The organism is Kitasatospora sp. NPDC048286 (assembly GCF_043201735.1).
In the GTDB taxonomy this organism is placed as follows: Bacteria; Actinomycetota; Actinomycetes; order Streptomycetales; family Streptomycetaceae; genus Kitasatospora.
Genome location: NZ_JBICZE010000005.1, coordinates 552,267 through 577,155, shown reverse-complemented (window position 1 = coordinate 577,155; position 24,889 = coordinate 552,267). Strand labels below are relative to the sequence as shown.

Annotated in this window: 21 protein-coding genes and 2 tRNA genes; 18 read left to right on the top strand and 5 right to left on the bottom strand. The window is 71.9% G+C overall.

Annotation, left to right across the window (positions count from 1 at the left end; translation table 11 throughout):
• The first annotated feature begins 148 nt into the window (after nt 1-148).
• From ACGF13_RS15090 to ACGF13_RS15065, 6 genes are all read left to right on the top strand, one after another.
• Nucleotides 149-568, top strand: coding sequence for a hypothetical protein (locus tag ACGF13_RS15090; RefSeq protein ID WP_392874000.1), 420 nt, complete (start codon nt 149-151; stop codon nt 566-568).
• Nucleotides 569-611: 43 nt separating this feature from the next.
• Complete coding sequence (locus ACGF13_RS15085; protein WP_392873997.1) at nt 612-2,270, top strand: WXG100 family type VII secretion target; 1,659 nt, start codon at nt 612-614, stop codon at nt 2,268-2,270.
• 99 nt (nt 2,271-2,369) lie between these two features.
• A complete protein-coding gene (gene mycP, locus ACGF13_RS15080) occupies nt 2,370-3,755 on the top strand; it encodes a type VII secretion-associated serine protease mycosin (protein ID WP_392873994.1) in 1,386 nt (461 codons plus the stop codon).
• A gap of 111 nt (nt 3,756-3,866) precedes the next feature.
• Nucleotides 3,867-5,228 (top strand): S8 family serine peptidase, encoded by a 1,362-nt coding sequence (locus tag ACGF13_RS15075; protein WP_392873991.1) that lies wholly within the window; start codon nt 3,867-3,869, stop codon nt 5,226-5,228.
• Between the two features lie 112 nt (nt 5,229-5,340).
• Complete coding sequence (locus tag ACGF13_RS15070) at nt 5,341-6,726, top strand: S8 family serine peptidase (protein ID WP_392873989.1); 1,386 nt, start codon at nt 5,341-5,343, stop codon at nt 6,724-6,726.
• Between the two features lie 151 nt (nt 6,727-6,877).
• Nucleotides 6,878-8,272, top strand: a complete 1,395-nt coding sequence (locus ACGF13_RS15065) for an MFS transporter (RefSeq protein WP_392873986.1) — start codon at nt 6,878-6,880, stop codon at nt 8,270-8,272.
• 12 nt (nt 8,273-8,284) lie between these two features.
• On the opposite strand, the gene ACGF13_RS15060 is transcribed toward ACGF13_RS15065, so the two are convergent.
• Nucleotides 8,285-8,881: a flavodoxin family protein gene (locus ACGF13_RS15060; RefSeq protein ID WP_392873983.1), complete on the bottom strand. Its 597-nt coding sequence runs from the start codon at nt 8,879-8,881 to the stop codon at nt 8,285-8,287.
• 165 nt (nt 8,882-9,046) lie between these two features.
• Here ACGF13_RS15060 and ACGF13_RS15055 point away from each other — a divergent pair, with 165 nt between their 5' ends.
• The 5 genes from ACGF13_RS15055 to ACGF13_RS15035 all read left to right on the top strand — a co-directional run bounded on the left by ACGF13_RS15055 (nt 9,047) and on the right by ACGF13_RS15035 (nt 13,125).
• On the top strand, nt 9,047-9,526 hold the full coding sequence (locus ACGF13_RS15055; protein WP_392873980.1) for a winged helix-turn-helix transcriptional regulator: 480 nt from the start codon (nt 9,047-9,049) through the stop codon (nt 9,524-9,526).
• A 161-nt stretch (nt 9,527-9,687) separates the two neighbouring features.
• Nucleotides 9,688-9,763: transfer RNA gene (locus ACGF13_RS15050), tRNA-Thr, on the top strand.
• Nucleotides 9,764-9,933: 170 nt separating this feature from the next.
• The gene (locus ACGF13_RS15045; protein WP_392873977.1) at nt 9,934-10,602 is read left to right on the top strand and encodes a LuxR C-terminal-related transcriptional regulator; all 669 of its coding nucleotides are present in this window, start codon (nt 9,934-9,936) and stop codon (nt 10,600-10,602) included.
• A gap of 186 nt (nt 10,603-10,788) precedes the next feature.
• Nucleotides 10,789-11,751: a UDP-glucose 4-epimerase GalE gene (gene galE / locus ACGF13_RS15040; protein ID WP_392873974.1), complete on the top strand. Its 963-nt coding sequence runs from the start codon at nt 10,789-10,791 to the stop codon at nt 11,749-11,751.
• A gap of 345 nt (nt 11,752-12,096) precedes the next feature.
• A complete protein-coding gene (locus ACGF13_RS15035; protein ID WP_392873972.1) occupies nt 12,097-13,125 on the top strand; it encodes a LuxR C-terminal-related transcriptional regulator in 1,029 nt (342 codons plus the stop codon).
• 81 nt (nt 13,126-13,206) lie between these two features.
• On the opposite strand, the gene ACGF13_RS15030 is transcribed toward ACGF13_RS15035, so the two are convergent.
• Nucleotides 13,207-13,704, bottom strand: coding sequence for a MarR family winged helix-turn-helix transcriptional regulator (locus ACGF13_RS15030; protein WP_392873969.1), 498 nt, complete (start codon nt 13,702-13,704; stop codon nt 13,207-13,209).
• A 110-nt stretch (nt 13,705-13,814) separates the two neighbouring features.
• Here ACGF13_RS15030 and ACGF13_RS15025 point away from each other — a divergent pair, with 110 nt between their 5' ends.
• The gene (locus ACGF13_RS15025) at nt 13,815-14,612 is read left to right on the top strand and encodes a methyltransferase domain-containing protein (protein WP_392873966.1); all 798 of its coding nucleotides are present in this window, start codon (nt 13,815-13,817) and stop codon (nt 14,610-14,612) included.
• A gap of 101 nt (nt 14,613-14,713) precedes the next feature.
• Here ACGF13_RS15025 and ACGF13_RS15020 read toward each other — a convergent pair whose 3' ends face one another.
• Together ACGF13_RS15020 and ACGF13_RS15015 are read right to left on the bottom strand one after the other, a co-directional pair.
• Nucleotides 14,714-15,316 carry a TetR/AcrR family transcriptional regulator gene (locus ACGF13_RS15020; RefSeq protein WP_224285115.1) on the bottom strand — a complete coding sequence of 201 codons (603 nt, stop codon included), beginning with the start codon at nt 15,314-15,316 and terminating at the stop codon, nt 14,714-14,716.
• Between the two features lie 188 nt (nt 15,317-15,504).
• Nucleotides 15,505-16,554, bottom strand: a complete 1,050-nt coding sequence (locus ACGF13_RS15015) for an acyl-CoA desaturase (RefSeq protein ID WP_392873962.1) — start codon at nt 16,552-16,554, stop codon at nt 15,505-15,507.
• Nucleotides 16,555-16,802: 248 nt separating this feature from the next.
• Here ACGF13_RS15015 and ACGF13_RS15010 point away from each other — a divergent pair.
• The 6 genes from ACGF13_RS15010 to ACGF13_RS14985 all read left to right on the top strand — a co-directional run bounded on the left by ACGF13_RS15010 (nt 16,803) and on the right by ACGF13_RS14985 (nt 21,677).
• Nucleotides 16,803-16,873 (top strand) — tRNA-Gln (locus ACGF13_RS15010).
• A 143-nt stretch (nt 16,874-17,016) separates the two neighbouring features.
• Nucleotides 17,017-18,471: a bifunctional UDP-N-acetylglucosamine diphosphorylase/glucosamine-1-phosphate N-acetyltransferase GlmU gene (gene glmU, locus ACGF13_RS15005; protein WP_392873959.1), complete on the top strand. Its 1,455-nt coding sequence runs from the start codon at nt 17,017-17,019 to the stop codon at nt 18,469-18,471.
• 202 nt (nt 18,472-18,673) lie between these two features.
• Nucleotides 18,674-19,651 (top strand): ribose-phosphate diphosphokinase, encoded by a 978-nt coding sequence (locus ACGF13_RS15000; RefSeq protein ID WP_392873956.1) that lies wholly within the window; start codon nt 18,674-18,676, stop codon nt 19,649-19,651.
• Nucleotides 19,652-19,932: 281 nt separating this feature from the next.
• Nucleotides 19,933-20,520 (top strand): 50S ribosomal protein L25/general stress protein Ctc, encoded by a 588-nt coding sequence (locus tag ACGF13_RS14995; RefSeq protein ID WP_392873953.1) that lies wholly within the window; start codon nt 19,933-19,935, stop codon nt 20,518-20,520.
• A 109-nt stretch (nt 20,521-20,629) separates the two neighbouring features.
• Nucleotides 20,630-21,208 (top strand): aminoacyl-tRNA hydrolase, encoded by a 579-nt coding sequence (pth, locus tag ACGF13_RS14990; protein WP_316526589.1) that lies wholly within the window; start codon nt 20,630-20,632, stop codon nt 21,206-21,208.
• A gap of 145 nt (nt 21,209-21,353) precedes the next feature.
• On the top strand, nt 21,354-21,677 hold the full coding sequence (locus ACGF13_RS14985; protein ID WP_392873950.1) for a hypothetical protein: 324 nt from the start codon (nt 21,354-21,356) through the stop codon (nt 21,675-21,677).
• A 153-nt stretch (nt 21,678-21,830) separates the two neighbouring features.
• Here the strand turns inward: ACGF13_RS14985 and ppc are convergent, their stop codons facing one another.
• A complete protein-coding gene (ppc, locus tag ACGF13_RS14980; RefSeq protein ID WP_392873948.1) occupies nt 21,831-24,629 on the bottom strand; it encodes a phosphoenolpyruvate carboxylase in 2,799 nt (932 codons plus the stop codon).
• Nucleotides 24,630-24,889 lie beyond the last annotated feature (260 nt).

Below are 24,889 nucleotides of genomic sequence, written 5' to 3'. Positions count from 1 at the left end.
GTGAACTGCTGTGGCAGGAGCTAACGGGGACGGGTCGGGGACGCCTGCACCGGCGAACCCTTCGGGGGACGCGACGCCGTTCATGCTGGACCAGAAGATCACGTTGCCTTGGGTCGGTGGGATCAACCTCGCGCCCATCGTCAGCACGGTGCAGACCAACGTCAGCGCCGGCGACCTGGTGGCGGCCTTCGGCAAGCAGGACGTCAAGGTCGAGCTCGACACGCTCACGACGTTCGCGGGGAAGGTCGAGGCCCTGCTCGCCGCGATGGACGGCTCGCCCGCGGCGCCGTACAAGCTTCAGGAACAGAAGCTGACGGGCAAGAGCTTCGCGAGCGCGGAGTTCGCCGAGGCGACGGCCCTGACCAGCGCCTACGAGAAGGTGCACGCCCAGCTGGTCCAGCTGCACAAGGACCTCGCGTCGCAGATCCAGGCGATGCAGACGGCGGTCTCGCGGACGGCGAGCGTCTACGGGACCAACGAGGACCACACGACGGCCGCGCAGAACGCCGTCGCGAGGGATGCGGGCGTCAGCACGTCGGCGCCGGGTTCGAGCGGCAGCAACTACTGATGGCGGCCTGGGGAGAGACCTACGGGGAGACGGGGAGCAAGTAGTGTCAGGCAGCACGAACTTCGAAGGCATGGAGCACGCCCACCTGCGGAAGATGGTCGCCACCACGGATCCGGCGACGGTCCTCAGCCGCGGTACCCAACTGCAGTCGGCCGGCCGGGTGCTGAAGGAACTGAGTACGGCGCTGAAGTCGCACGTCGGCAACGTCACCTGGGAAGGCCCGGCTGCCGAGAGCTTCAAGGCTTGGGTGAACAACCTGCAGCAGTCGGCGCAGATCATCGGTGACCACGCCACGACCGCGGGCGACGCGATGCATCAGGCCGGTGAGGCGCTCAGCACCGCCAAGGTCGCCGTGCCGGAGCCTCCGAAGACGGAGCTCCAGACGGTCGATACGTACAACAAGCAGCCGAAGTCGGTCAAGGTTCCGCTGTACGTGATCGGTCAGACTCCCGACGAGTACATGAAGTCGGTCCCGCCCTACAACTGGGTGAGCTCGGCGGAGTATGCGGCGGCCAAGGCGAAGGTCGACAAGGAGCACCAGGAAGCCGTTCTCCAGATGGAGAAGTTGGCGCAGGCGTACAGCGCGGCGACGACGACGCTGAACGGGATTCCTTCGGATGTGGTGCTGCCCGGGACGCCTGGTTCGAAGAGCCGGGGCGACGAGTCGGCCTACCCCGATGGCGGCGGTTCCGGGGGTACCGGTGGTGCCGGCGGCTACGTCCGCAAACCTCGTACGGGCGGCGGCAGTGTCGGCGGCGGGTCCAACCCGGGCGGCGGTGAAACCTACGGCGGCGGAAAGGTCCTGCCCCGGGACCCCGGCTCCGGAGGCCCCGGCCCGTCGAACCCGGGCAACACCCCGCCCCCGCCGCACGGTGGCGGCGGCCAGGTGCCGCCCGCGCCGCAGGACCCGGGGACCTCGATCCCGCCGTACCACCCGTCGGACCCGGTGAACCGCCCGGGCACCGACCTCAACAGCCTGCCCCCCTCGCCGACCCTTCCCACCCAGACCGGCCCGTACGGCACCGGCGGCGGCCACCTGCCCACGGACGGACCGACCACCCTTCCCGGCTACCCGAACGGGCCGGGAGGTTCGAACAACGGGCCCGGTGTCCCCGGCGGCCCGGTCCCGGGCTTCCCCACCGGAACGGGCGGCGGTTCCATCCCGGCCAAGGGTGGCGGCAGCGGCTTCGTCCCCAACAAGGGCGGCGGCCAGATCCCGGCGCGTACGACCCAGTTCGGCGGCGGCCCGGGGCAGGCGAAGGGCGGCAACCCGGGGCTGCCCAGCGGAACGGTCTTCGGCGCCCGTGAGGCGGGGGCCGGCGGTGGCCGGGTCGGTGGGGCGACCGGCATGGGCGGCGGCATGCACCCCGGTATGGGCGGAGCCCACGGTGGCGCCGTCGGCGCCGGCGGCGGCTCGCGCGCCCGGGGCCTGTCCTCGACCACCGGCGGCACGGTCGGCGGCCGTAAGGGGCCGACGACCGGCGGGGAGTTCACTCCGGGCGGTACCGGCCTGCGCAACCGCGCGGCGGGCGCTGCCGAAGGCGGTGCTCCGTCCAGGCAGAACGGCATGATGGCGCCCGGAATGGCGGGCCACGGAGGCCGGAACGAGCGCGACCGCCGCAAGCGGGCCGACTACCTGCACGAGGACGAGGAAACCTGGACGAGCGGTACGCCGCACAGCAACCCGGACGTGGTTGAGTAGGACGGCAACGACTGCCCGGCCACTGGGCCTCCCCGGTGGCCGGGCAGGTTTGTTCGGGGCGCGCTTCCCGGTCGACGGAGAGATTGACGAGGAGTTGTGATGGGGCGGACGAACGCGCGAGCGCGTTGGCGGGCTGCTGCTGCGGCACTTCTGGCGGCGGGAATCGTGGTCGGCCCGGTCGCAGCACCCGCGGTTGCGGACGGCTCGATTCGTGCCGATCAGTGGCACCTGGATGCCATGCACGCCCCGGAGATGTGGAAGGTCTCCAAAGGGGAGAACGTCACCGTTGCCGTGATCGACAGCGGCTTCAAGCTGGACCACCCGGATCTGGCCGGGCAGTTCCTGTCCGGTAAGGACTTCAGTGGAAGCCCGGGCGGGGTGGGTTCCTATGCGGAGAGCCACGGCACGCAGATGGCCGGCCTCATTGCCGGAACCGGTCAATCGAATGGTGGCAAGGGAGCCTACGGCCTCGCCCCCGGCGCCAGGATTCTTCCGTTGAAGATTGCCAACGGATCCGAGCACGCGGTGGTTTCGGCTGACTTTCTGGACCAGATCGGCCAGGCGGTGACGTATGCGGTCGAGCAGGGTGCCAAGGTCATCAACATCTCGCAGGGAACGGCTGCTGTCACGACCTCCCCGGCCGATGTGGAGAAGCTGAACAAGATCTTGGCGTGGGCTCGGAGCAAGGGATCGCTCGTGGTCTCCAGTGTCGGAAACTCCGGTGATCAGGGGAACGTTGTCGAATATCCGGGAGCCCTGCCCAACGTGGTCGGTGTAGGGGCTTCGGACCGGAACGGCACGGTCACTGCCGAGTCCGAGCGCGGGCCGCAGGTCGTCTTCGTCGCCCCTGGTATGGACATGATCGCGGCCTGCTCAAGCGCGACCGGTTATTGCAAGGGCCATGGCACGTCGGATGCGGCCGCCGTGGTTTCCGCGTCGGCGGCTCTGGTGTGGTCGTTGCACCCGGGCTGGACGGCGAATCAGGTCCTGCGGGTCCTCATCAATACAGCGGGGAAGCCGAATGACGGCTCCAGCCGCAATGACATCGTTGGCTACGGTGCAGTGCGACCGCGTATCGCGGTGACGGATCCGGGGGACCCGGGCCCCGCGAACGTGTCGCCGCTGCCGACTGACGCGGCTACGCCGTCGGCGGCTCCGGTGCCGTCGGCCAGTGCGTCCGCTCCCACATCGGCGGTCCCGGTCCCGGCCGACACGCCGACCGAGGTGGCCGTCGGTGCGCCGAAGGCGGAGGAGCCCTCGGGTTCGAGCAGCACGCTGCCGATCGTGGCCGGTGTGGTTGCCGGCCTGTTGGTGGTGGCCGGGGTGGTGTTCGCGGTGGTGCGGCGCAGGCGGAAGTCGGCCGGGCAGCCTGAGGTGGTCCAGGTGCCGCCGGTGCTGCCGCAGCAGTCGATGGGGGCGGTGCCGCCGCCTCCGCCGTCGTACCGGCCGCCGGTGCCGCCGGAGGACAACCCGTACGCGCGATGATCGATCGTCAGCGGATGGCGACAGCTGCCCGGCCACTGGGCCTTCCCAGTGGCCGGGCAGGCTTGTTCGGGGCACTGGTCTTGCTGCTGGGGACATCGACGAGGAGCTGTGATGGGGCGGACGAACGCACGGGCGCGCTGGCGGATGCTTGCCTCAGCACTCGTCGCGGCTGGAGTGGTGGTTGGCCCGGTCGCCGGGCCTGCGGCTGCGGACGGATCGATTCGAGAGAATCAGTGGCACCTGGATTCCATGCACGCCCAGGAGATGTGGAAGATCTCCAAGGGGGAGAACATGACCGTCGCCGTGGTCGACGGCGGGTTCAAGCTGGACCATCCGGATCTGGTGGGGCAGCTTCTCCCCGGCAAGGATTTCAGTGAGAGCCCTGGTGGTGTGGGCTCGTACAGTGACGGTCACGGTACGGCCATGGCCAGCCTCATCGCAGGATCCGGCAAGGCCAGTGGTGGCACGGGGGCGTATGGCCTTGCTCCTGCCGCCAAGGTTCTTCCACTGAAGATCAACAATGGGTCCGTGGGAACCGTGGTTTCGTCGGACTTTCTGGGGCAGATCGGTCAGGCTGTCACCTATGCGGTCGAGCAGGGCGCCAAAGTCATCAACATCTCGCAGGGAATCTCTGCTGTCACCGCATCCCCCACTGATGTGGACAAGTTGAGCAAGACGCTGGCCTGGGCGCGGGCGAAGGGCGTGCTGGTTTTCTCCAGCGTGGGGAACTCCTACCAGTCGGGAAATCTCCTCGAGTATCCGAGCGGCCTGCCGAATGTGGTGGGGGTGGGTGCGATCGATCGCAACGCCACCGTGACCTCGGAGTCGCAGCAGGGGCTGCAGGTCATTCTCTCTGCGCCAGGTGCGGACATCGTCGAGGCGTGTACTGGCAGCACCGGATACTGCAAGGGCCATGGCACATCGGACTCCTCGGCTCTTGCTTCGGCCTCGGCCGCATTGATCTGGTCCGTGCACAAGGACTGGACTGCGAATCAGGTCCTACGGGTCCTCATCAATGCGGCGGGGAAGCCGAATGACGGGTCCAGCCGTAACAACATCATTGGTTATGGCGTTGTCCGGCCGCGCATCGCATTGACTGAGCCGGGGGATCCGGGCCCGGCGGATGTTTCGCCGGTTCCGAGTGATGCGGTTACGCCGTCGGCGGCCCCGACGCCTACGGCGAGTGCGTCCGCTCCCGCGTCGTCGGCACCGAGCCCGGCTGACACGCCGACCGATGTTGCTGTTGGGGCGCCGTCGGTGCAGCCGAGGGCTGAGGAGTCCTCGGGTTCGAGCAGCACGCTGCCGATCGTGGCGGGTGTGGTTGCCGGGCTGTTGGTGGTGGCGGGGGTGGTGTTTGTGGTGGTGCGGCGCCGGCGGAGGCCGGCCGGGCAGCCTGAGGTCGTCCAGGTGCCGCCGTCTCCGCCGTCGTACCAGCCGCCGGTGCCGCCGGAGGAGAACCCGTACGTGAGGTGATCTATCGTCAGCGGACGGCAACGACTGCCCGGCCACTGGGCCTTCCCGGTGGCCGGGCAGGCTTGTTCGGGGCGCGTTTCCCGGTCGACGGAGAGATTGACGAGGAGTTGTGATGGGGTGGACGAACGCGCGAGCGCGTTGGCGGGTTGCTGCTGCGGCACTTCTGGCGGCGGGGATCGTGGTCGGCCCGGTTGCAGCACCCGCGGTTGCCGAGGACACGATCCGGCAGCAGCAGTGGCATCTGGAGGCCATGCACGCCCCGGAGATGTGGAAGGTCACCAAGGGGCAGGGCATCACCGTCGCTGTGATCGACGGCGGGTTCAAGCTGGATCATCCGGACGTGGACGGGCAGTTCCTGCCGGGTAAGGACTTCAGCGGGAGCCCCGGCGGCGTGGGTTCATTCGGAGACGGCCACGGAACGGGCATCGCCAGTCTGATTGCCGGGACGGGCAAGGGGAACGGGGGCACCGGTGCCCAGGGCCTGGCTCCGGGCGTCAAGATCCTTCCGCTGAAAATCAACAACGGGTCTGTTGGGACGTTGATCTCCGCTGACTTCCTCGGGCAGATCGGAGAGGCGATCACCTACGCGGTCGACCAAGGTGCGAAGGTCATCAATATTTCGCAGGGCATGAATGCGGTGATGCCCCAGCCGGAGGATGTGGCCAAGCTGAACCGGGTCATCGCGACCGCCAGGGAAAAGGGCGTTCTCATCTTTTCGAGTGTCGGGAACGAAGCCGAGAAGGGGAATCCGGTCGAGTACCCAGGGGCTCTTCCCGGCGTTGTGGGTGTAGGGGCGGTTGATCGAAACGCAACCGTCACGGCCGAGTCCGAGCGGGGGCCGCAGGTCGCTCTTGCCGCGCCGGGTGTGGATGTCATCGGGGCCTGCACTTCATCTACGGGTTACTGCAAGAGCCATGGCACTTCGGACTCTTCAGCTCTGGTTTCCGCCTCTGCTGCTCTTGTCTGGTCCGCCCACAAGGACTGGACTGCGAACCAGGTCCTGCGAGTGCTCATCAATACGGCCGGTAAGCCGAATGACGGGTCCACGCGCAACGAGCTGATCGGCTACGGCGTGATCCGCCCCAGGGTTGCGTTGACTGATCCGGGCGACCCTGGTCCGGCGGATGTTTCACCTATTCCGACGGCGACGGTCGCACCTTCGACTGCCGCGTCGCCGTCGGCCAGTGCGTCCGCTCCCGCATCGGCGGTCCCGGTCCCGGCCGACACGCCGACCGAGGTGGCCGTCGGTGCGCCGAAGGCGGAGGAATCCTCGGGTTCGAGCAGCACGGTGCCGATCGTGGCGGGTGTGGTTGCCGGCCTGGTGGTGGTGGCCGGGGTGGTAGTCGCGGTGGTGCGGCGCAGGCGGACGCCGGCTGGGCGGCCCGAGGTGGTCCAGATGCCGCCGGTGCCGCCGCAGCAGCCGATGGGGGCGGTGCCGCCGCCTCCGCCGTCGTACCGGCCGCCGGTGCCGCCGGAGGACAACCCGTACGCGAGGTAGCCGCGTTCGGGGTCGGACACATGCGCGAGGGCGTCGGGTTCATCCTGGCGCCCTCGCGCGCGTTCGTGGGGCGTGAGGGGTGGGGGTGTGCGCCGGGGTCACTCGGGTGGAGGCTGGTGGGGGTGGGGTGGGGGTGGCGAGGGTTGGCGGTATGGATGCGGAGGGTGCTTGGCGGGTCGGGCAGGTGCGGCGGGCGGCGGCTGCGGCGCTGATCGGGACGGCGATCGAGTTCTACGACTTCTTCATTTACGGGACGGCGGCCGCGTTGGTGTTCGGGCCGGTGTTCTTTCCCGGACTGGGCGCGGTGGGGGCGCTGTTGGCGGCGTTCTCGGTGTACGCGGTGGCGTTCCTGGCCCGGCCGGTGGGGGCGGTGGTGTTCGGGCACTTCGGGGACCGGGTGGGGCGGAGGGCGACGCTGGTGGTGTCGCTGCTGCTGATGGGGCTGGCGACGGCCGGGGTGGGGTTGCTGCCGGGGTTCGGGGTGTGGGGGTGGTGGGCGCCGGCGGTGCTGGTGGTGCTGCGGGTGTGTCAGGGCGTCGGGTTGGGCGGGGAGTGGGGCGGGGCGGCGCTGCTGATCGCGGAGAACGCCCCGGCCGGGCGGCGGGGGCGGTACGGGGGGTTCCTGCAGCTGGGGCCGACGATCGGGTTCGTGCTGGCGAACGGGGTGTTCCTGGCGCTGCAACTCGGCCTGGACGAGGGGGCGTTCCGTGCGTGGGGTTGGCGGGTGCCGTTCCTGGCCTCGTTCGTCATGGTCGCGGTGGGGTTGTTCGTCCGACTGCGGGTCGAGGAGTCGCCGCTGTTCCGGACGGAGGGCCGCCGGGAGCGGCTGCCGGTGCTGGAGGTGCTGCGGGGGCACTGGCGTCCGGTGTTGGCGGGCGGCGGGGCGATCACCGTGGGGTACGCGCTGTTCTACCTGACCACGACGTACGCGCTGGCGTACGCGACCGGCGGGCTCGGGGTGGCGAGCACGCTGGTGCTGTCGATGCTGCTGGTCGGCGCGGTGGGCATGGCGGCGACGGTGTGGCTGAGCGCCTCGCGCAGTGACCGGTGGGGGCGGCGGCGGACGCTGTTCTGGGCGACGTGCCTGGCCGCGGTCTGGGCGCTGGTGCTGTTCCCGCTGCTGGAGACGGTGAGCCGGCCGTTGATGTTCGTCGCGTTGGCGGGGTCGATGGTGGTGCTGGGCGGCATGTTCGGGCCGTTGGCGGCGTTCCTGCCGGAGTTGTTCCCGACCCGGGTGCGCTACACGGGCGCGGCGCTGACGTACAACCTGGGCGGGGTGGTCGGCGGGGCGACGACGCCGTTGGTGGCCACCCGGCTGACCGGGGCGTACGGGACGGCGCAGCCGGTGGGCTGGTACCTGGCGGTGTTGGGGGTGCTGGCGCTGGGGTGTCTGTGGATGCTGCCGGAGAACACCGGCGCGGAGCTCGGCTCGGTGGGCGGCTCGGTGGGCGGTGCGGCGGACGGTGCGACGGAGGGGCCGGTCGACGGTCCGGTGGACGGCGGACGCCGCCGGGCGCCCCGGTGGGGGACGGACCCGGCGGCGTAGCGGCGCGGGGGCTCAGCCGGCCAGGGCAGCGCGGCCGGCCAGCACGACGGCGGTGTGCCGGGCGACGCGCTCGCCCAGGTGCTCGGCGGTGGCGATGTCGGCCTTGTGGACGCCTTCCGGGCCGGCGTCGACCGGGGACGAGGCGGCGGCGCCGTTGAAGAAGCCGAGCCGGTTGAGGTCGTTCTCGGAGTCGGCGGTGGAGTTCCAGCCGGGCTTGAGGCCGAGGTTGACCCAGTTCATGCCGTGCTGGGCGGCGAGGGTCTGGAAGAAGCCGAGGGTGCCGGCCTTGTCGCCGCTCTTGGAGCCGGAGTTGGTGAAGCCGGCCGCGAGCTTGTCCTTCCAGGCGTCGGTGAACCAGCGCTTGCTGGTGGCCTCGGCGAAGGTGTGGAAGGCGCCGGAGGCGGTGCCCATGTAGGTGGGGGAGCCGAAGACGATCGCGTCGGCGCCGTCCAGCTGGGCCCACTGCTCCTCGGTGATGGTGTCGACGGCGATCGTGACGACCTGGGCACCCGCGGCGGCGGCGCCACGGGCGACGGCCTCGGCGATCACGGCGGTGTGGCCGTAGCCGGAGTGGTAGGCGAGGGCGACGGTCGGACGGACGGCGGTCATGCGGCACTCCAGGGAAGAAGAGAGGGGATGGGCGCGGGCGGGCGTGGGGACGGGAAGGGGCGCGGCGCGGTGGCAGCGACCCCGACCCGTTCGGTCTCCAATGTAGACCAAGTCTCTATTGGTTACCAAGGGTGGAATGGAGACCGGCCGGGCTACCCTGGACGCATGACGACGGAGCGAGCGGCGCGGACCCGGAGCGGACGGCCCGCGGAAGCGGACGGGCATGGCGCGCAGGACGGGCCCGACGCGCAGGACGGGCGCGACGCCCAGGGTGGGCAGGAGTACGACCGGTTCGCGCGGCTCTGCCCCAGTCGCGAGGTGTTCGCCGAGCTGGCCGACAAGTGGTCGATGCTGATCCTGACGAGCCTGCACCTCTCCGGTCCGCAGCGCTTCTCCGAGCTCCAGCGCGGGATCGGCGGGGTCAGCCGCAAGATGCTCACCCAGTCCCTGCGCAACCTGGAGCGCAACGGGCTGGTGCTCCGTACGGTCTTCCCGGAGACGCCGCCGCGGGTGGTCTACGACCTGCTGCCGCTCGGCCGCGAGCTGGCCGAGCTGCTGGAGCCGGTCGGCCGGTGGACGGAGCGTCGCGCCGGGCGGATGCTGGCGGCCCGCGAGGAGTTCGACGCGACGCACGGCGAGGGCTGAGTCCGGCGCACGGCGAGGGCTGAGTCCGGCGCACGGCGAGGGCCGAGTCGCCCCCGGCCGCCCGGTCAGGGCGGAGCGGAGGCCGATTTCCCTTCGGGGCCCGGAGCCGTGTAATGTCTTCCTTGTTCGAGCGGCCGGGAGAAACACCGGCAAGCGAGCAAGCCCCTATAGCTCAGTCGGTAGAGCGTCTCCATGGTAAGGAGAAGGTCTGCGGTTCGATTCCGCATGGGGGCTCCACTGAAAGACCCTCGCCTCATGGCGGGGGTCTTTCGCGTTTCCCGGCCGGTTCCGCACCGTCGACACGCCACGGCCTAGCGGGTCGGGTACGGAATGCGCTGTGATGGTGCGTCATCGGCCGCCCGCCCGAGGGGTGCGGGCGCGAGCCGGACCCCGACCTGGAGGGCGTCATGGGTGTTCGACTCGTGGTGGTGGACGACCACCGGCTGCTGGCCGAGGCGCTGGCCACCGCACTTCAACTGCGCGGTCACCGGGTGCTCGCGGTCGGTTCCCCGGCGGGCGTCGCCGCCGATCTGGTGGTCGGGCGGCGGCCGGAGGTGTGCCTGCTGGGGGTGGCCGCGCCGGGGGAGCCGGGCGCCTTCGACGGGCTGCGCCGGATTCGTCGCGAACGCCCCGAGGTGGCCGTGATCGTGCTCGGTCCGGTGGGCGAACTGCGCGGGGTGGCGGCGGCGTTCGCGGCCGGAGCGGCCGGGTACGTGCCCAGTGACGAGCGGATCGAGGTGGTCGAGCGGGCCATCGGGCGGGCGCGCGCGGGTGAGGCCGCGGTCGCGGTGGACATCCTGCGCGGGGCCTTCGACCAACTGCTGCGCCCGGCGACGGAGCCGGACGACGAGGCCGTGCGGCTGCTGCGGCTGCTGACCCGCCGTGAGGTGCAGGTGCTGGCCCGGATCGCGGACGGCGAGGACACCGCGGCGATCGCCGCCGGGATGCGGATCGCCGCCAGCACCGCCCGGACCCACGTCCAGCGGGTGCTGATGAAGCTCGGCGCGCGGACCCGGCTGGAGGCGGCCGCGGTCGCGGCGCGCACCGGTCTGCTGGAGCGGATGGCCGGCGGCTGACGGCTCGGTGAACCGGTGGCCGACGATCCGGTGAACCGGTGGTTGACGGCTCGGTGAGAAGGCTGGAATCAGTCGTCCGTGTGGTGCGGAGCACCCCGGGGGGATTGGGAGAATGACCCCAGTCGTACGCATTCCGTCGATGGCTTCCGCCCGACGGGCGGACCGTCGTTCGCTGGAGGTCGCAACATGAGTAAGTACCTGGTCACGGGTGGCGCCGGCTACGTCGGCAGTGTGGTCGCCGCCCACCTGCTGGAGGCGGGGCACCAGGTGACCGTCCTGGACGACCTCTCCACCGGTTTCCGCGAGGGCGTCCCGGACGGTGCCGAGTTCGTCGAGGGCCGGATCCAGGAGGCCGGCAAGGTGCTGGACGGCTCCTTCGACGGCGTGCTGCACTTCGCCGCCTCCTCGCAGGTCGGTGAGTCGGTCGCGGACCCGGAGAAGTACTGGCGCAACAACGTGGCCGGCTCGCTGGAGCTGATCAGCTCGATGCGCGTGGCGGGCGTGCGCAAGCTGGTGTTCTCGTCCACCGCCGCCACCTACGGCGAGCCGGAGGTCGTGCCGATCGCCGAGACCGCCCGCACCGCGCCGACCAACACCTACGGCGCCACCAAGCTCGCCGTGGACCACCTGATCACCAGTGAGGCCGTCGCGCACGGTCTGGCCGCCGTCTCGCTGCGCTACTTCAACGTGGCCGGTGCGTACGGTGCTTACGGTGAGCGGCACGACCCCGAGTCGCACCTGATCCCGCTGGTCTTCCAGGCCGCGCTGGGGCAGCGCCCGCACATCGCGGTGTACGGCGACGACTACCCGACCCCGGACGGCACCTGCATCCGCGACTACATCCACGTCGCCGACCTGGCCGAGGCGCACCTGCTGGCGCTGGACACGGCCGAGCCGGGCGAGCACCTGATCTGCAACCTGGGCAACGGCAGCGGCTTCTCGGTGCGCGAGGTGATCGAGTCGGTGAAGCGCGTCACCGGCCGGGAGATCCCGGTGCGGGTCGAGGGCCGGCGGGCCGGCGACCCGGCGGTGCTGGTGGCCTCGGCCGCCCGCGCCCACGAGACGCTCGGCTGGACCCCGCGCCGCCCGAACCTGGACGAGATCGTCGCCGACGCCTGGAAGTTCACCCTGGCGAAGAACGGCCACTGAGCAACAGAAGAACGGCCACCGGGCGACAAGCGCCGGGGAGGGGCCGGTCGGGGGAGATCCCGGCCCGACCACCGGTGGGGCGCGGCGCCAGGAAACGTCCGGGCGCGGCGCCCCGCGGGGGCGGTCGGATGCCCCAAGTCCGGCCGCCCGCGCACCTTCTGACGAAACTTCACCGAATCGCCACGAGCGCGTTTCCCGCCCCGTACGCTGAGTGCGGTACCGGTGGGGGCCGGCGCCCATTCGGTCTCACCGGCCACCGGTGGGCGGGCGGAACGGCGGGTCCGGAACGCGGATGCCGGGCCGGTCCCGCCCCGGGCTCGGGCGGTCTGAGCAGGGGGAGGGACGATGGCGCGGATTCGCGTCCTGGTGGTCGACGACCACCGGATCTTCGCCGAGGCACTGGCCGCGGCGCTGGCCGCCGAGCCGGACGTGGAGGTGGGGGCGGCCGGCAGTGCCGCCGCCGCCGAGCGGGCCTTGGAGCGTGCGGCCGGCGAGGGCCGCGCCTACGACGTGGCACTGATCGACGCCGACCTCGGAGTCGAGGCGGGTGGCACGGGAAGCACGGGCGGTGGGCCCGGTACGGCCGGGTTACCCGGCGGGCCCGGGGCGGTCGGGCAGTCCGGCGGACCGGGGGTGCCCGGAGCCGGCGGAGCACTCGCCCGTCGGCGGCCGGGCGCGGAGCACGGCGACGAGGCCCGGCGCGGCCGCGCCGCCCCTCCCGTACCGCAGCCGCGCCGGCCGGCCGTACCGCCGGGGGCGCCCGTCACGCTGTCGGGCGGGCAGCTGTCCGGCGCCCGTCCGGTGGTGGACCCGCTGCGGGGCGACCAGCTGAGACCCGCGGCCCCGACGCCCGACGGCATCACCCTGCTGGCCCGGCTCCGCCGTGCCCACCCCGGGCTGCGCGCCGTCGTGCTGGCCGCCGCCGACGACCCGCACCGCGCCGCCCGCGCCCTGCACGCGGGCGCCACCGGCTGGGTGGCCAAGGAGAGTTCGCTGGCCCGGCTGCTCGCGGTGGTCCGGGGTGTGCTGCGGGACGAGACGCACCTGCCGCCCGCGCTGCTCACCGGGGTGATCCGCGAACTCACCACCGCCCGGCGGGACCGCACCGAGAGCGAGCGGCTGGTGGACACCCTGACCCCGCGGGAGAAGCAGATCCTGCGCTGCATGGTCGCGGGCCTCGGCCGGCAGGCCGTGGCGGAGCGGCTCTACCTGTCGCCGCACACCGTCCGGACGCACATGCAGAACGTGCTGGGCAAGCTCGGGGTGCACTCCACGCTGGCGGCCGTCGCGGTCGCCCGCCGGGCCGGGGTCAGTCCCGCCGAGCCGGCCGCGCTCCCGCCGCCCTCGGTGGTCGGCAGCGTCGACCGGCCCTGAGCCGTGTCGAACCGGCCCTGGGCGGTGTCGAACCGGCCCTGAGTCGGGAACCGCGGCGGCAGGGGAGCCCGGGAGCCGCCGTCAGCCCGGGATGTTGTCGAACGGGGCGACCAGCACCCGCAGCAGCGCGGCGAGTTCGGTCTGCTGGCCGGAGCTGAGCTGGGCGAGCAGTTCGCGTTCGTGCGCGAGCAGCCCGGCGAGCGCCTGGTCGGCGCGGTCGCGGCCGTCGTCGGTGAGCCGGACCAGCACGCCGCGCCGGTCGTCCGGGTCGGGCAGGCGCTTGACCAGGCCCTTGCCGGTGAGCCGGTCGATCCGGTTGGTCATGGTGCCCGAGGTGACCAGGGTCTGGGTGAGCAGCTGGCCGGGGGAGAGCTGGTACGGGGAGCCGGCCCGCCGCAGGGCGGTCAGGACGTCGAACTCCCAGGGCTCCAGGCCGTGCTCGGCGAAGGCGGCGCGGCGGGCGCGGTCCAGGTGCCGGGCGAGCCGGCTGACCCGGCTGAGCACCTCCAGCGGCTCCACGTCGAGGTCGGGGCGCTCCCGGCGCCACGCTGCGACCAGCCTGTCGACCTCGTCCTCCATGACGATCAGTGTATCGGTGGATGTGTCGATGTGAAGTCTCTTGACATCGAGAAATGTGCCGGCGAGGCTACCCGAGATATCTTGATATCGAGATACCTGCGAGGTGAACCATGACCGACCCCGTCTGGGACCCGGAGCAGTACCTGCGCTTCGCCGACGAACGCACCCGCCCACTGCGCGACCTGCTCGCCCGCGTCCCCGCCCTCCCGCACCCCGGTGCCGAGGCGATCCTGGACATCGGCTGCGGCCCGGGCAACTCCACCGCCGTCCTGCGCGAGCGCTGGCCGCACGCCCGCCTCACCGGCGTCGACAACTCCGCCCCGATGCTGGCCGCCGCCCGCACCGACGGCGAGCCCGGCGCCGAGTACCTGCTCGCCGACGCCCGCGACTACGACCCGGCCCCGGCCCGGCCGGACCTGATCGTCTCCAACGCCACCCTCCAGTGGGTGGACGGGCACCTGGCGCTGCTGCCGCGCTGGGCGGACGCCCTCGAACCCGGCGGGGTGCTCGCCTTCCAGGTGCCCGGCAACTTCGACGCCCCCAGTCACACCCTGCTCGCCGACCTGCGCCGCAGCGCCCGCTGGCGGGACGCGCTCGGCGAGGAGGCCGTCCGGGTCGGCGTCCACCGGCCCGAGCGCTATCTCGACGCCCTGGTCGCCGCCGGCTGCCTCCCGGACGTCTGGGAGACCACCTACCTGACCCTGCTGCCGGGGGCGGACCCGGTCCTGGAGTGGGTCAAGGGCACCGCGCTGCGCCCGGTCCTCACCCGGCTCACCGACCCGGCCGACCGCGCCGCCTTCCTCGCCGAGTACGGGCGGCTGCTGCGCGAGGCCTACCCGGCCGGGGCGCACGGGACGGTGTTCCCGTTCCGGCGGATCTTCGCGGTGGGGACCAGGCAGCCGGACTGAGTCGGACGGGCCGAGCGGGTCGAGCCGGACGTCGGCCCGGTTGAGCCGGACGGGCCGGGCCGGTTGGGCCGAACGGGGTGGCCCGTGACGGCCCCGGCCGGTCAGCCCTTGCGCTCGCCGACCAGCTTCGGGTGCCGCTCCAGGCCCTCCAGCCCGTGCCAGGCGAGGTTCACCAGGTGCGCCGCCACCGTCGCCTTGTCCGGCTTGCGGACCTCCAGCCACCACTGCCCGGTCAGCGCGACCATCCCGACCAGCATCTGCGAGTACATCGGGGCCAGTCGGGCGTCGAAGCCGCGGGACTTGAACTCCAGGCCCAGGATGTCCTCGACCTGGGTGGCGATGTCGCTGATCAGCGAGGCGAAGGTGCCGGTCGACTGGGCCACCGGGGAGTCCCGGACCAGGATCCGGAAGCCGTCCGTCGAGGTGTCGATGTAGTCCATCAGCGCGAAGGCGGCCTGCTCCAGCAGCTCGCGCGAGTGCCCGCCGGTCAGGGCCCCGGTCACCATGTCCAGCAGCAGCTGCATCTCGCGGTCGACGACCACCGCGTAGAGCCCCTCCTTGCCGCCGAAGTGCTCGTACACCACGGGCTTCGACACCCCGGCGCGCTCGGCGATCTCCTCCACCGAGGTGCCGTCGTAGCCGCGCTCCGCGAAGACCGTCCGGCCGATCTCCAGCAGCTGCTCGCGCCGCTGCTTGCCGGTCATCCGGACCCGGCCGCCCCGGCGGCGCGGGGCCGGGGCGGAGCCGCCCTCGCCGGGGCCGGCCGCCGGTGCAGCGGGCCGCGGACGGGCCGGCGCCGAGGCGGGCGCCGCGTCCGTCCGCGTGCTGTGGTGACCGCCTGTGCTGTCTGCGCTGCTCCCGTTCACCCCTACATCATGCTGGAAGCGACGCCTCATGCGGCGCGGCGGGCGGCGATCCGCTGCGCGTCCGGCCAGCGGACGTCCCGGACCCAGCCGGCCAGCTCGAACCAGCGGATCAGCCGGGCCGAGGAGTCGATCTGCCCGCGCAGCACCCCGTGCCGGGCCGCGGTCGGGTCGGCGTGGTGCAGGTTGTGCCAGGACTCGCCGCAGGAGAGCAGGGCGAGCCACCAGACGTTGCCGGAGCGGTCCCGGGAGCGGAACGGGCGCCGGCCGACGGCGTGGCAGATCGAGTTGATCGACCAGGTGACGTGGTGCAGCAGTGCCACCCGGACCAGCGAACCCCAGAAGAAGGCCGACAGCGCCCCCTCCCAGGACAGGCTCACCAGGCCGCCGACCAGCGCGGGCAGCAGCAGCGAGATGGTGGTCCAGAGCCAGAACAGCCGGGAGATCCGCCTTATGGCCGGGTCGCGCACCAGGTCGGGGGCGTACTTGAGCTGCGAGGTCTGCTCCTCGTCGAACATCCAGCCCATGTGGGCCCACCACAGGCCCTTCATCAGCGCCGGGACGCTCTCCCCGTAGCGCCACGGCGAGTGGGGGTCGCCGTCCTTGTCGCTGAACCGGTGGTGCTTGCGGTGGTCGGCCACCCAGCGCACCAGCGGGCCCTCGACGGCGAGGCTCCCGGCGATCGCCAGCGCCAGGCGCATCGGGCGGCGGGCCTTGAACGCGCCGTGGGTGAAGTAGCGGTGGTAGCCGATGGTGATGCCGTGGCAGGTGAGGTAGTACATGCCGACGGTGATCGCGAGGTCCGTCCAGCCCAGCCCCCAGCCCCAGGCCACCGGGACGGCGGCCACCAGGGCGGCGAACGGCACCAGGATGAACAGGGAGAGCGCGATCCGCTCGGCCAGGCCCTGCTTCTCCCCGCCGCGGGTGGCGGACAGCCGGGTGGCCGCGGCGTCGGGGCCGGCGGTCGCGGCGGTCGCGACGATGTCGGCGGACTCGATGACGTCGGCCGGGTCGGAGTCGGGCGACGGAGTGCGGGACGCGGCGTTCCCCGCGCGCGCCTCGCCTGCCTGAATGGTCATGGGCGTCCCTTTGCGGCGTCCCGGAACGGGAGAGAAGCGGAGCTACGTTGGCGTAACCTACGGCATCGTAGGTTGCGCTCCGTGTCCAGGGGAACACTCCGCCGCGCGGCACTTGAGTGAATTCACCCGACTGGATGGATGAACCGCGGGTCCGGCGGGTTCGGCCGCCGGACGCCGAATCGGGGCCGTGGATCGGTGCAGTTCGATACCCACGGCAGGGCCCTCTCGGGTAGGGTCTGACACGACTGTCCGCCGTGGTGTAATGGCAGCACAGGGCCCTTTGGAGGCCTTTGTCTGGGTTCGAATCCTAGCGGCGGAGCCTCTGCGCGCCTCGGGTTCGGGCGTTTTCCCCCGCGCCGGTATTGTCGGTGCTGCTCGGCGGACTGTGCGAATGGCGACCGGCCTGGGTCCGGGCCGGGCCTGCTCTGCCCTCTCTGTGAACCTACCGAGGAGCCTCCCCGCATGGGTGCCAATTCGCTTGCCGCCGTTGTCGTGCTCGCCGCCGGTGGCGGGACCCGGATGAAGTCGAACAAGCTGCCCAAGGTGCTGCACGAGGTGTGCGGGCGCTCGCTGGTGGGTCACGCGGTCTCGGCGGCCCGGGAGCTGACCCCGGGCCAGCTGGTCGTGGTGGTCGGGCACCAGCGCGAGCAGGTCGTGGCGCACCTGACGGAGCACTACCCGGCCACCCGCACCGCGGTGCAGGAGGAGCAGAACGGCACCGGGCACGCGGTGCGCACGGCGCTGGAGTCGCTGTCCGCCGACGGCGTGGCGCTGGACGGCACGGTGATCATCACCGCCGGCGACTCGCCGCTGCTGACCGGGGAGACCCTGCGCCGGCTGGCCGACGCGCACGCCGCCCAGCAGAACGGCGTCACCGTGCTGACCGCCGTCGTCCCGGAGCCCTTCGGCTACGGCCGCATCCTGCGGGACGAGGACGGCACCGTCGCCGCGATCGTCGAGGAGCGGGACGCCAGCGCCGTCCAGCGCGCGATCACCGAGATCAACTCCGGTGTCTTCGCCTTCGACGCCAAGCTGCTCACCACGGCGCTGGGCGAGCTCACCACGGACAACTCGCAGGGCGAGGAGTACCTGACCGACACCCTGGAGATCCTGCGCAAGGCGGGCCACCGGGTCGGCGCCGTGGTGGCCGAGGACCACCGGGACATTCTGGGCATCAACGACCGGGTCCAGCTGGCGCACGCCCGCCGGCTGCTGAACGACCGCCTGCTGGAGCGGGCGATGCGCGAGGGCGTCACCGTGGTGGACCCGGCGACCACCTGGTTCGACGTGCAGGTCACGTACGAGCCGGACGCCGTGGTGCTGCCGAACACCCAGCTCCAGGGCGCCACGCACCTGGGCGAGGGCTGCGAGGTGGGCCCGAACTCCACCCTCAAGGACACCCTGGTCGGCGCCGGCGCCCGGGTGAGCAACACCACGGCCGACCGCGCCGAGGTGGGCGAGCTGGCCACCGCCGGTCCGTACGCCTACCTGCGTCCGGGTGCCAAGCTGGCCCGCAAGGCGAAGGTCGGCACCTACGTCGAGGTGAAGAACTCCGAGCTGGGCGAGGGTGCCAAGGTGCCGCACCTGTCCTACATCGGCGACGCCACGATCGGCGAGGGCACCAACGTCGGCGCGGCCTCGGTCACCGTGAACTACGACGGCGTGAACAAGCACCGCACGGTCATCGGCGCGCACTGCCGGACCGGTTCGGACAACATGTTCATCGCCCCGGTCACCATCGGTGACGGTGCCTACACCGCGGCCGGCTCCGTGATCACCGGAGACGTCCCGGCCGGGGCGCTCGGTGTGAGCCGGGCCACCCAGCGCAACATCGACGGCTGGGTCGAGCGCAAGCGCCCCGGGACGGCATCCGCGCAGGCCGCGCAGGCGGCGGCGGACGGGGCCGAGCAGGCCTGAGCGGGCGGCGCCCCGGGGCGGCCGGTAGTCCCGGGGCGGACGGTTTCTGCGCGGGCGCGTAACCTTGGGGACATACGTGCGCCACTGGGCTTACCGCCCGTGTCCAGGCGTACCGACATTTCCCCTACCCGTGCCGCGAGCGGGCCCCGCCTGCCCGCTGCCGGGTCAGGGTTCAGCGTCCGCAACGCGAGGAGACGGTGCAGTGAGCGGGATCACGACGTCGGGTGAGAAGAAGCTGAAGCTCTTCTCCGGCCGTGCCCACCCGGAGCTGGCGAAGGAGGTGGCCGCGGCGCTCGGGACCGAACTGGTCCCCACCAAGGCCCTGGACTTCGCCAACGGCGAGATCTACGTCCGCTTCCTGGACTCCGCGCGTGGCGCGGACTGCTTCGTGATGCAGAGCCACACGGCTCCCATCAACCAGTGGATCATGGAGCAGCTGATCATGATCGATGCTCTGAAGCGGGCCTCCGCCAAGAGCATCACGGCGATCCTGCCGTTCTACGGCTACGCCCGCCAGGACAAGAAGCACCTCGGCCGCGAGCCCATCTCGGCCCGTCTGATCGCCGACCTGCTGCGCCAGGCCGGTGCCGACCGCCTGATGGCCGTGGACCTGCACACCGCGCAGATCCAGGGCTTCTTCGACGGCCCGGTGGACCACCTGTTCGCGCTGCCGCTGCTGGCCGACTACATCGGCGAGAAGGTCGACCGCTCCAAGCTGACCGTCGTCTCGCCGGACGCCGGCCGCGTGAAGGTCGCCGACCAGTGGTGCGACCGGCTGGACGCCCCGCTGGCGATCATCCACAAGCGCCGCGACATCACCCAGGCCAACACCATCCTGTCGGCCGACGTCGTCGGTGACGTCCAGGACCGGGTCTGCGTGCTCGTCGACGACATGATCGACACCGCCGGCACCATCTGCGCCGCGGCCGACGCGCTGTTCGACAACGGTGCCGCGGACGTCGTGGTGGCGGCCACCCACGGTGTGCTCTCCGGCCCGGCCGCGGACCGGCTGAAGAACTCGCGGGTGAGCGAGTTCGTGTTCACCAACACGCTGCCCACCCCAGCCTCGCTCCAGCTGGACAAGATCACCACGCTGTCCATCGCCCCGTCGATCGCCGCCGCGATCCGCGAGGTCTTCGAGGAGGGCTCGGTGACCAGCCTCTTCGAGGGCGTGCACTGACGAAGTCCCGTGCGGGCGGCCCCGGTCCGGACGGACCGGGGCCGCCGCCGATTTCACGGGAAGCCGCCGGTGCGGTTAGACTCGTGAAACTGCTCGGCGAGGGATGCCGTGTGCCCGCTCGCCGGGTGCCCGCTCCGTGATCGACGCGCTGCCGGTGCCGGACTCCCGTCCGCCCGGCAGGCCGTTGCCGCCGAGTGACCCCCGAACGTACTGAGGGTGTGGTCCCGGCGGTTTTTCGCGTTGCCTGCACCCCCGCGCCAGTTTCCACGAGGAGTGCAGTCGTGTCCGAGATCCGTATTGCCGCTGAGACCCGTTCCGAGTTCGGCAAGGGTGCCGCCCGTCGTGCCCGTCGCGCCGGCTTCGTCCCCGGTGTCGTCTACGGCCACGGCCACGCCCCGGTTCACCTGAACCTGCCCGGCCACGACCTGATGATGGCCCTGAAGACCCCGAACGCCCTGCTGGTCGTCCCGATCGAGGGCAAGGACGAGTACGTCCTGCCGAAGGCCGTCCAGCGCGAGGCCATCAAGCGCACCATCGAGCACGTCGACCTGCTGCTGGTCAAGCGCGGCGAGAAGGTCACCGTCGAGATCCCGGTCCACGTCGAGGGCGAGCTGGCCCCGGGCGGCAACCTGGTGGAGCACGTCCTGCAGGCCCTGCCGATCGAGGCCGAGGCCACCCACCTGCCCGAGTCGGTCACCGTCTCCGTCGAGGGCCTGGAGGCCGGCGCCTCCATCCACGCCAAGGACATCGTCCTGCCGGCCAACGTCTCGCTGGCCGTCGAGGCCGACGCCGTCGTGCTGCAGGTCATCGCCGCCCAGGCCGCCCCGGTCGAGGAGGAGGCCGCCGAGGCCGAGGGCGCCGAGGCCTGAGCCTCGCGTCACTAGCTGAGACCGCTGCCCCGGTCGCTCCCGCTGGAGCGGCCGGGGCAGCGGTGTGTCCGGGATGATGGCAGGGCCTAGCGCGAAGGAGGAAGAAGGCATGGCGGACGAGTACGAGGGCCCCTGGCTGGTGGTGGGGCTGGGCAACCCCGGGGAGCAGTACGCCCGGAACCGGCACAACATCGGCTTCATGGTGGTGGACCTGCTGGCGCAGCGGATGGGCGCCAAGTTCAAGGCGCACAAGAGCCGGGCGCAGGTGGCCGAGGGGCGGCTGGCGGGCAAGCGGGTGGTGCTGGCCAAGCCGATGTCCTTCATGAACCTCTCCGGCGGGCCCGTGACGGCGCTGCGCGACTTCTACAAGGCGCCGGCCTCGGCGCTGATCGCGGTCCACGACGAGCTGGACATCGACTACGCGGCGCTGCGGCTGAAGCTGGGCGGCGGGGACAACGGCCACAACGGCCTGAAGTCGATCACCAAGTCGCTGGGCCCGGACTACCACCGGGTGCGGTGCGGGATCGGCCGCCCGCCGGGCCGGATGGAGGTCGCGGACTTCGTGCTGAAGGACTTCTCCTCGACCGAGCGCAAGGAGCTGGAGTGGTTCGTGGACCGCTCGGCGGACGCGGTGGAGGCGCTGCTGTCCGAGGGGCTGGAGCGGGCCCAGGGTACGTACAACTCCTGACTCCGACTGACGATCCGTCAGAACACCTGCGCGATACGCAACGGTCGTACAACGCTTGCCCGTCCAAACCTGAATCCGTGTGAGAACCCTGTGTGGCATCGGATAGCGTCGGTCCGGTACGCGAACGAGTCCTGGGGAGTTCTCGATGCGGGGATTGCGTCCGGTCCGCCGGGTGCGGCGGAGCCGGGTGGTCGAGCTGAAGCGGCTCGGGCGACGGGTCGGTACGGCCGGTGCGCTGGGGGTGGCCGGGGTGCTGCTGTCGGGCGGCGCGCTGGCGCACGCGGATTCGGCCGTCGAGTCGGACCCGGCGGTCTCCCCGGAGCCGGCGGCGGCGCAGTTCGGCCCGGTGCTCGGCGATTCGATGGGCCCCGACGCGGGGCTGCTGGCGGTCGGCGGCGGCCTGGTGGTGGCGGCCGGCGGCGCGGCGCTGTGGCTGAAGCGCAGGCGCGCGGGCGAGGGCGCGGAGTAGGGCCTCGGCCGGCGTCCCACACGGCCCCCACACGCGCCTCGCGGCCCCACGTGGCCCCACGCGGCGCCGGAAGCCCTCGCGGAGCGGGAACCTCACGGCCGAGGGCCGGTGTCCGGACGGGACACCGGCCCTCGGCCGTTCGCGGTCCGGCCGTCAGCCGGTGTTGCGCAGGCCGGCGGCGATGCCGTTGACGGTCAGCAGCAGCGCGCGGGCGCGCAGCGGGTCGTCCTGGCGCCCGGCCGAGAGCTCCTCGCGCTGGCGGCGCAGCAGCGCGACCTGGAGGTAGGAGATCGGGTCGAGGTAGGCGTCGCGGACGGCGAAGGTCTGCTTCAACACCGGGTTGTGCTCCAGCAGTTCGCTCTCGCCGGTGAGCCGGAGCACCTCGCGCAGGGTGAGCGCGTGCTCGGCCTTGATCTCGTCGAAGACGTGGTGCAGCTCGCCGGGCACCAGCTGCTCGACGTAGTGGTGGGCGATCCGCAGGTCGGTCTTGGCCAGCGTCATGGCGACGTTGGACAGGAAGTTGCGGAAGAAGTGCCACTCGCCGTACATCTCGGTCAGCACGTCGCCGAGGCCGGCCGCGCGGGCGGCGGCGAGGCCGGAGCCGACGCCGTACCAGCCGGGGACGATCTGCCGGGACTGGGTCCAGCCGAACACCCACGGGATGGCCCGCAGGCCGTCCAGACCGGCGCCGGAGTCGGGGCGGCGGGACGGGCGGGAGCCCAGGTGCAGCGAGGCGAGCTGGTCGACCGGGGTGGAGGCGAAGAAGTACTTCGGCAGGTCCTCCTGCTCGACCAGGGCGCGGTAGGCGGTGTGGGCGGCGTCCGAGACCCGGTCCATCGCGGCGTCCCAGCGGGCCAGTACCTCGGGGGCCTGGCGCGGGGCGGTGTGCAGCGCGGAGGCCGCGAGGGTGGCGGAGAGGGTCAGCTCCAGGTTCTCCCGGGCCAGCGAGGGGAGCAGGTACTTGTCGGAGATGACCTCGCCCTGCTCGGTGACCTTGATCTCGCCCTCCAGGGTGCCCCAGGGCTGGGCCAGGATGGCCTCGTGCGAGGGGCCGCCGCCGCGGCCGACGGTGCCGCCGCGGCCGTGGAACAGGCGCAGCCGGATGCCGTAGCGGTGGGCGACGTCGCGCAGCCGGCGCTGGGCGCGGTGGATCTCCCACTGGGAGGTGGTGATGCCGCCGAACTTGGAGGAGTCGGAGTAGCCGAGCATGACCTCCTGGACGTCGCCGCGCAGCGAGACGAGCAGGCGGTAGGACGGGTCGGAGAGCATCTCGTCGAGGATGCGGTCGGCCTGCTGGAGCTCGTCGGTGGTCTCCAGCAGCGGCACGATGCCGATCTTGGCGAGGCCGGCGTGCAGGTCGATCAGGCCGGCCTCGCGGGCCAGCACGGTCGCGGCGAAGACGTCGTCGGCGCCCTGGCACATGGAGATGATGTAGCTCTCGACGATCTCGTCGCCGAAGCGATCGAAGCCCTCGCGGATGGTGTTGAACACGCCGAGGGTCTTGGTGCCGGCCTCGTCCAGCGGGGCCGGGGTGGGGGCGAGCGGGCGGCGCGAGCGGAGTTCCTTGGCGAGCAGCTTCTGCCGGTACTCGCGGGGCATGTCGGCGTAGCGCCAGGCCTCCTCGCCGAGTCGGTCGAAGAGCTGGCCGAGGGCGTGGTGGTGGGCCTCGGCGTGCTCGCGCACGTCCATGGTGGCGAGCTGGAGGCCGAAGGCCTCGACGGTGCGGATGGCGCGGGCGAGGCGGCCGTCGGCGATCAGTTCGCCGCGGTGGGAGCGCAGCGAGTCCTGGATCAGCCGCAGGTCGGCGATCAGCTCGCGGGTGCCGAGGTAGTCGCGGCCCGGGACGTGCGGGGTGCCGCCGGCCAGCCGCTCGCGGGTGTTCTCCAGCTTGAGCCGGATGCAGGTGGCCTTGAGGCGGTACGGCTCCTCGGCGTTCATCCGCTTGTAGCGCGGGCTGAGTTCGGGGAGCAGGTGCAGGTCGGTGTTGAGCGAGGCGAGCAGCTCGACCGAGGCGCCGGCCAGCCGCTCGGAGGTGGAGAGGGTGTTGCGCAGGTCGTCGATCGCGGCGAGCGCGTCCTTGATGCCGTACTCGTGCTGGAGGTTGAGGACGTCCCAGGTGACCTGCGGGGTGACGTTGGGGTTGCCGTCGCGGTCACCGCCGATCCAGGTGCCGAAGGTGAGCGGCCGTACGCCCTCGGGCAGGCCCAGGCCGACCCGGGCGAGCTCCTCGTGCAGCTCCTCCAGGACCTCGGGGACGGCCTCGCGGTAGAGCTCGTCCAGGTAGTAGACGGCGTTGCGGGCCTCGTCGGTGGGCTCGGGGCGGGCGATGCGCAGTTCGTCGGTCTGCCAGAGCAGGTCGATGACCTCGGCCAGGCGGCGGTCGGCGGAGCGCTTGGCGCTGCTGGTGCGGGCCTGGTCGGCGGCGGCCAGGCCGGAGGTGACCTCGTCGCGGTGGATGCGGTCGAGGAGTTCGCCGATCCGGCGCAGCTTGTTGAGGACGCTGCGGCGGGCGGCCTCGGTGGGGTGGGCGGTGAAGACCGGGCGGACCGCGAGGTGGGCCAGGGTGTCCTGGAGGTGCTTGGGGTCGGCCTCGGCGAGCTGGTCGGCGGTCTGCGCGAGCAGCGAGCCCTGCCGGGCGCGGCGGGTGGCGAACTCGCGGCCGCGGTGCACCTGCTCGGTGACGTTGGCGAGGTGGAAGTAGGTGGAGAACGCCCTGACCAGCTTGGCGGCGGTGTCCAGGTCGATGTCGGAGAGGAGCTCGGCGGTGGCCTCGCCGTCGGTGCGGCTCAGCAGGCGGACCTGTTCGACCAGGCCCAGCAGCTGGGGGCCCTCCTGACGGACCAGCGTCTCGCCGAGCAGGTCGCCGAGGCGGCGGATGTCCGCGCGCAGGGCGGCGTTGTCGGCGCTGACGGGCGTGGGGTTGTCCGCCGGGGCGGGGACCGGAGCGGTCACGGCTGGCTCCCTGTGGTGGTGGGGGTTCGGCAACGGCTCATCGTCACAGGCCACACGCGTGTGGCCGGCGTGACGCGTGCGGACCGCGCTGTCCGACGCGACCCAGCATAGGTGTCGGGGCGGATGCTGTCCGCGAGGTGGCCGGATGGCGGACAGCGCTGCCGAAAACCACCTGTGGTCTGGACCACTTGGCGGGTTGGTGGAGTGTGACGGGCAATCCCGGTGGGGAGGGGAGGAGGTTGCCGCTTACTCTGTGGGGC

Bases quoted from the DNA above. Each gene is read 5' to 3' on its own strand.
- ACGF13_RS15065 (WP_392873986.1), top strand. From the start codon at position 6,878: ATGGATGCGGAGGGTGCTTGGCGGGTCGGGCAGGTGCGGCGGGCGGCG.
- ACGF13_RS15075 (WP_392873991.1), top strand. From the start codon at position 3,867: ATGGGGCGGACGAACGCACGGGCGCGCTGGCGGATGCTTGCCTCAGCA.
- pth (WP_316526589.1), top strand. From the start codon at position 20,630: ATGGCGGACGAGTACGAGGGCCCCTGGCTGGTGGTGGGGCTGGGCAAC.
- ACGF13_RS15045 (WP_392873977.1), top strand. From the start codon at position 9,934: ATGGGTGTTCGACTCGTGGTGGTGGACGACCACCGGCTGCTGGCCGAG.
- mycP (WP_392873994.1), top strand. From the start codon at position 2,370: ATGGGGCGGACGAACGCGCGAGCGCGTTGGCGGGCTGCTGCTGCGGCA.
- ACGF13_RS15025 (WP_392873966.1), top strand. From the start codon at position 13,815: ATGACCGACCCCGTCTGGGACCCGGAGCAGTACCTGCGCTTCGCCGAC.
- ACGF13_RS15055 (WP_392873980.1), top strand. From the start codon at position 9,047: ATGACGACGGAGCGAGCGGCGCGGACCCGGAGCGGACGGCCCGCGGAA.
- ACGF13_RS15035 (WP_392873972.1), top strand. From the start codon at position 12,097: ATGGCGCGGATTCGCGTCCTGGTGGTCGACGACCACCGGATCTTCGCC.
- ACGF13_RS15015 (WP_392873962.1), bottom strand. From the start codon at position 16,554: ATGACCATTCAGGCAGGCGAGGCGCGCGCGGGGAACGCCGCGTCCCGC.
- ACGF13_RS15020 (WP_224285115.1), bottom strand. From the start codon at position 15,316: ATGACCGGCAAGCAGCGGCGCGAGCAGCTGCTGGAGATCGGCCGGACG.
- ACGF13_RS15070 (WP_392873989.1), top strand. From the start codon at position 5,341: ATGGGGTGGACGAACGCGCGAGCGCGTTGGCGGGTTGCTGCTGCGGCA.
- ACGF13_RS14985 (WP_392873950.1), top strand. From the start codon at position 21,354: ATGCGGGGATTGCGTCCGGTCCGCCGGGTGCGGCGGAGCCGGGTGGTC.
- ACGF13_RS15030 (WP_392873969.1), bottom strand. From the start codon at position 13,704: ATGGAGGACGAGGTCGACAGGCTGGTCGCAGCGTGGCGCCGGGAGCGC.
- galE (WP_392873974.1), top strand. From the start codon at position 10,789: ATGAGTAAGTACCTGGTCACGGGTGGCGCCGGCTACGTCGGCAGTGTG.
- ACGF13_RS15060 (WP_392873983.1), bottom strand. From the start codon at position 8,881: ATGACCGCCGTCCGTCCGACCGTCGCCCTCGCCTACCACTCCGGCTAC.
- glmU (WP_392873959.1), top strand. From the start codon at position 17,017: ATGGGTGCCAATTCGCTTGCCGCCGTTGTCGTGCTCGCCGCCGGTGGC.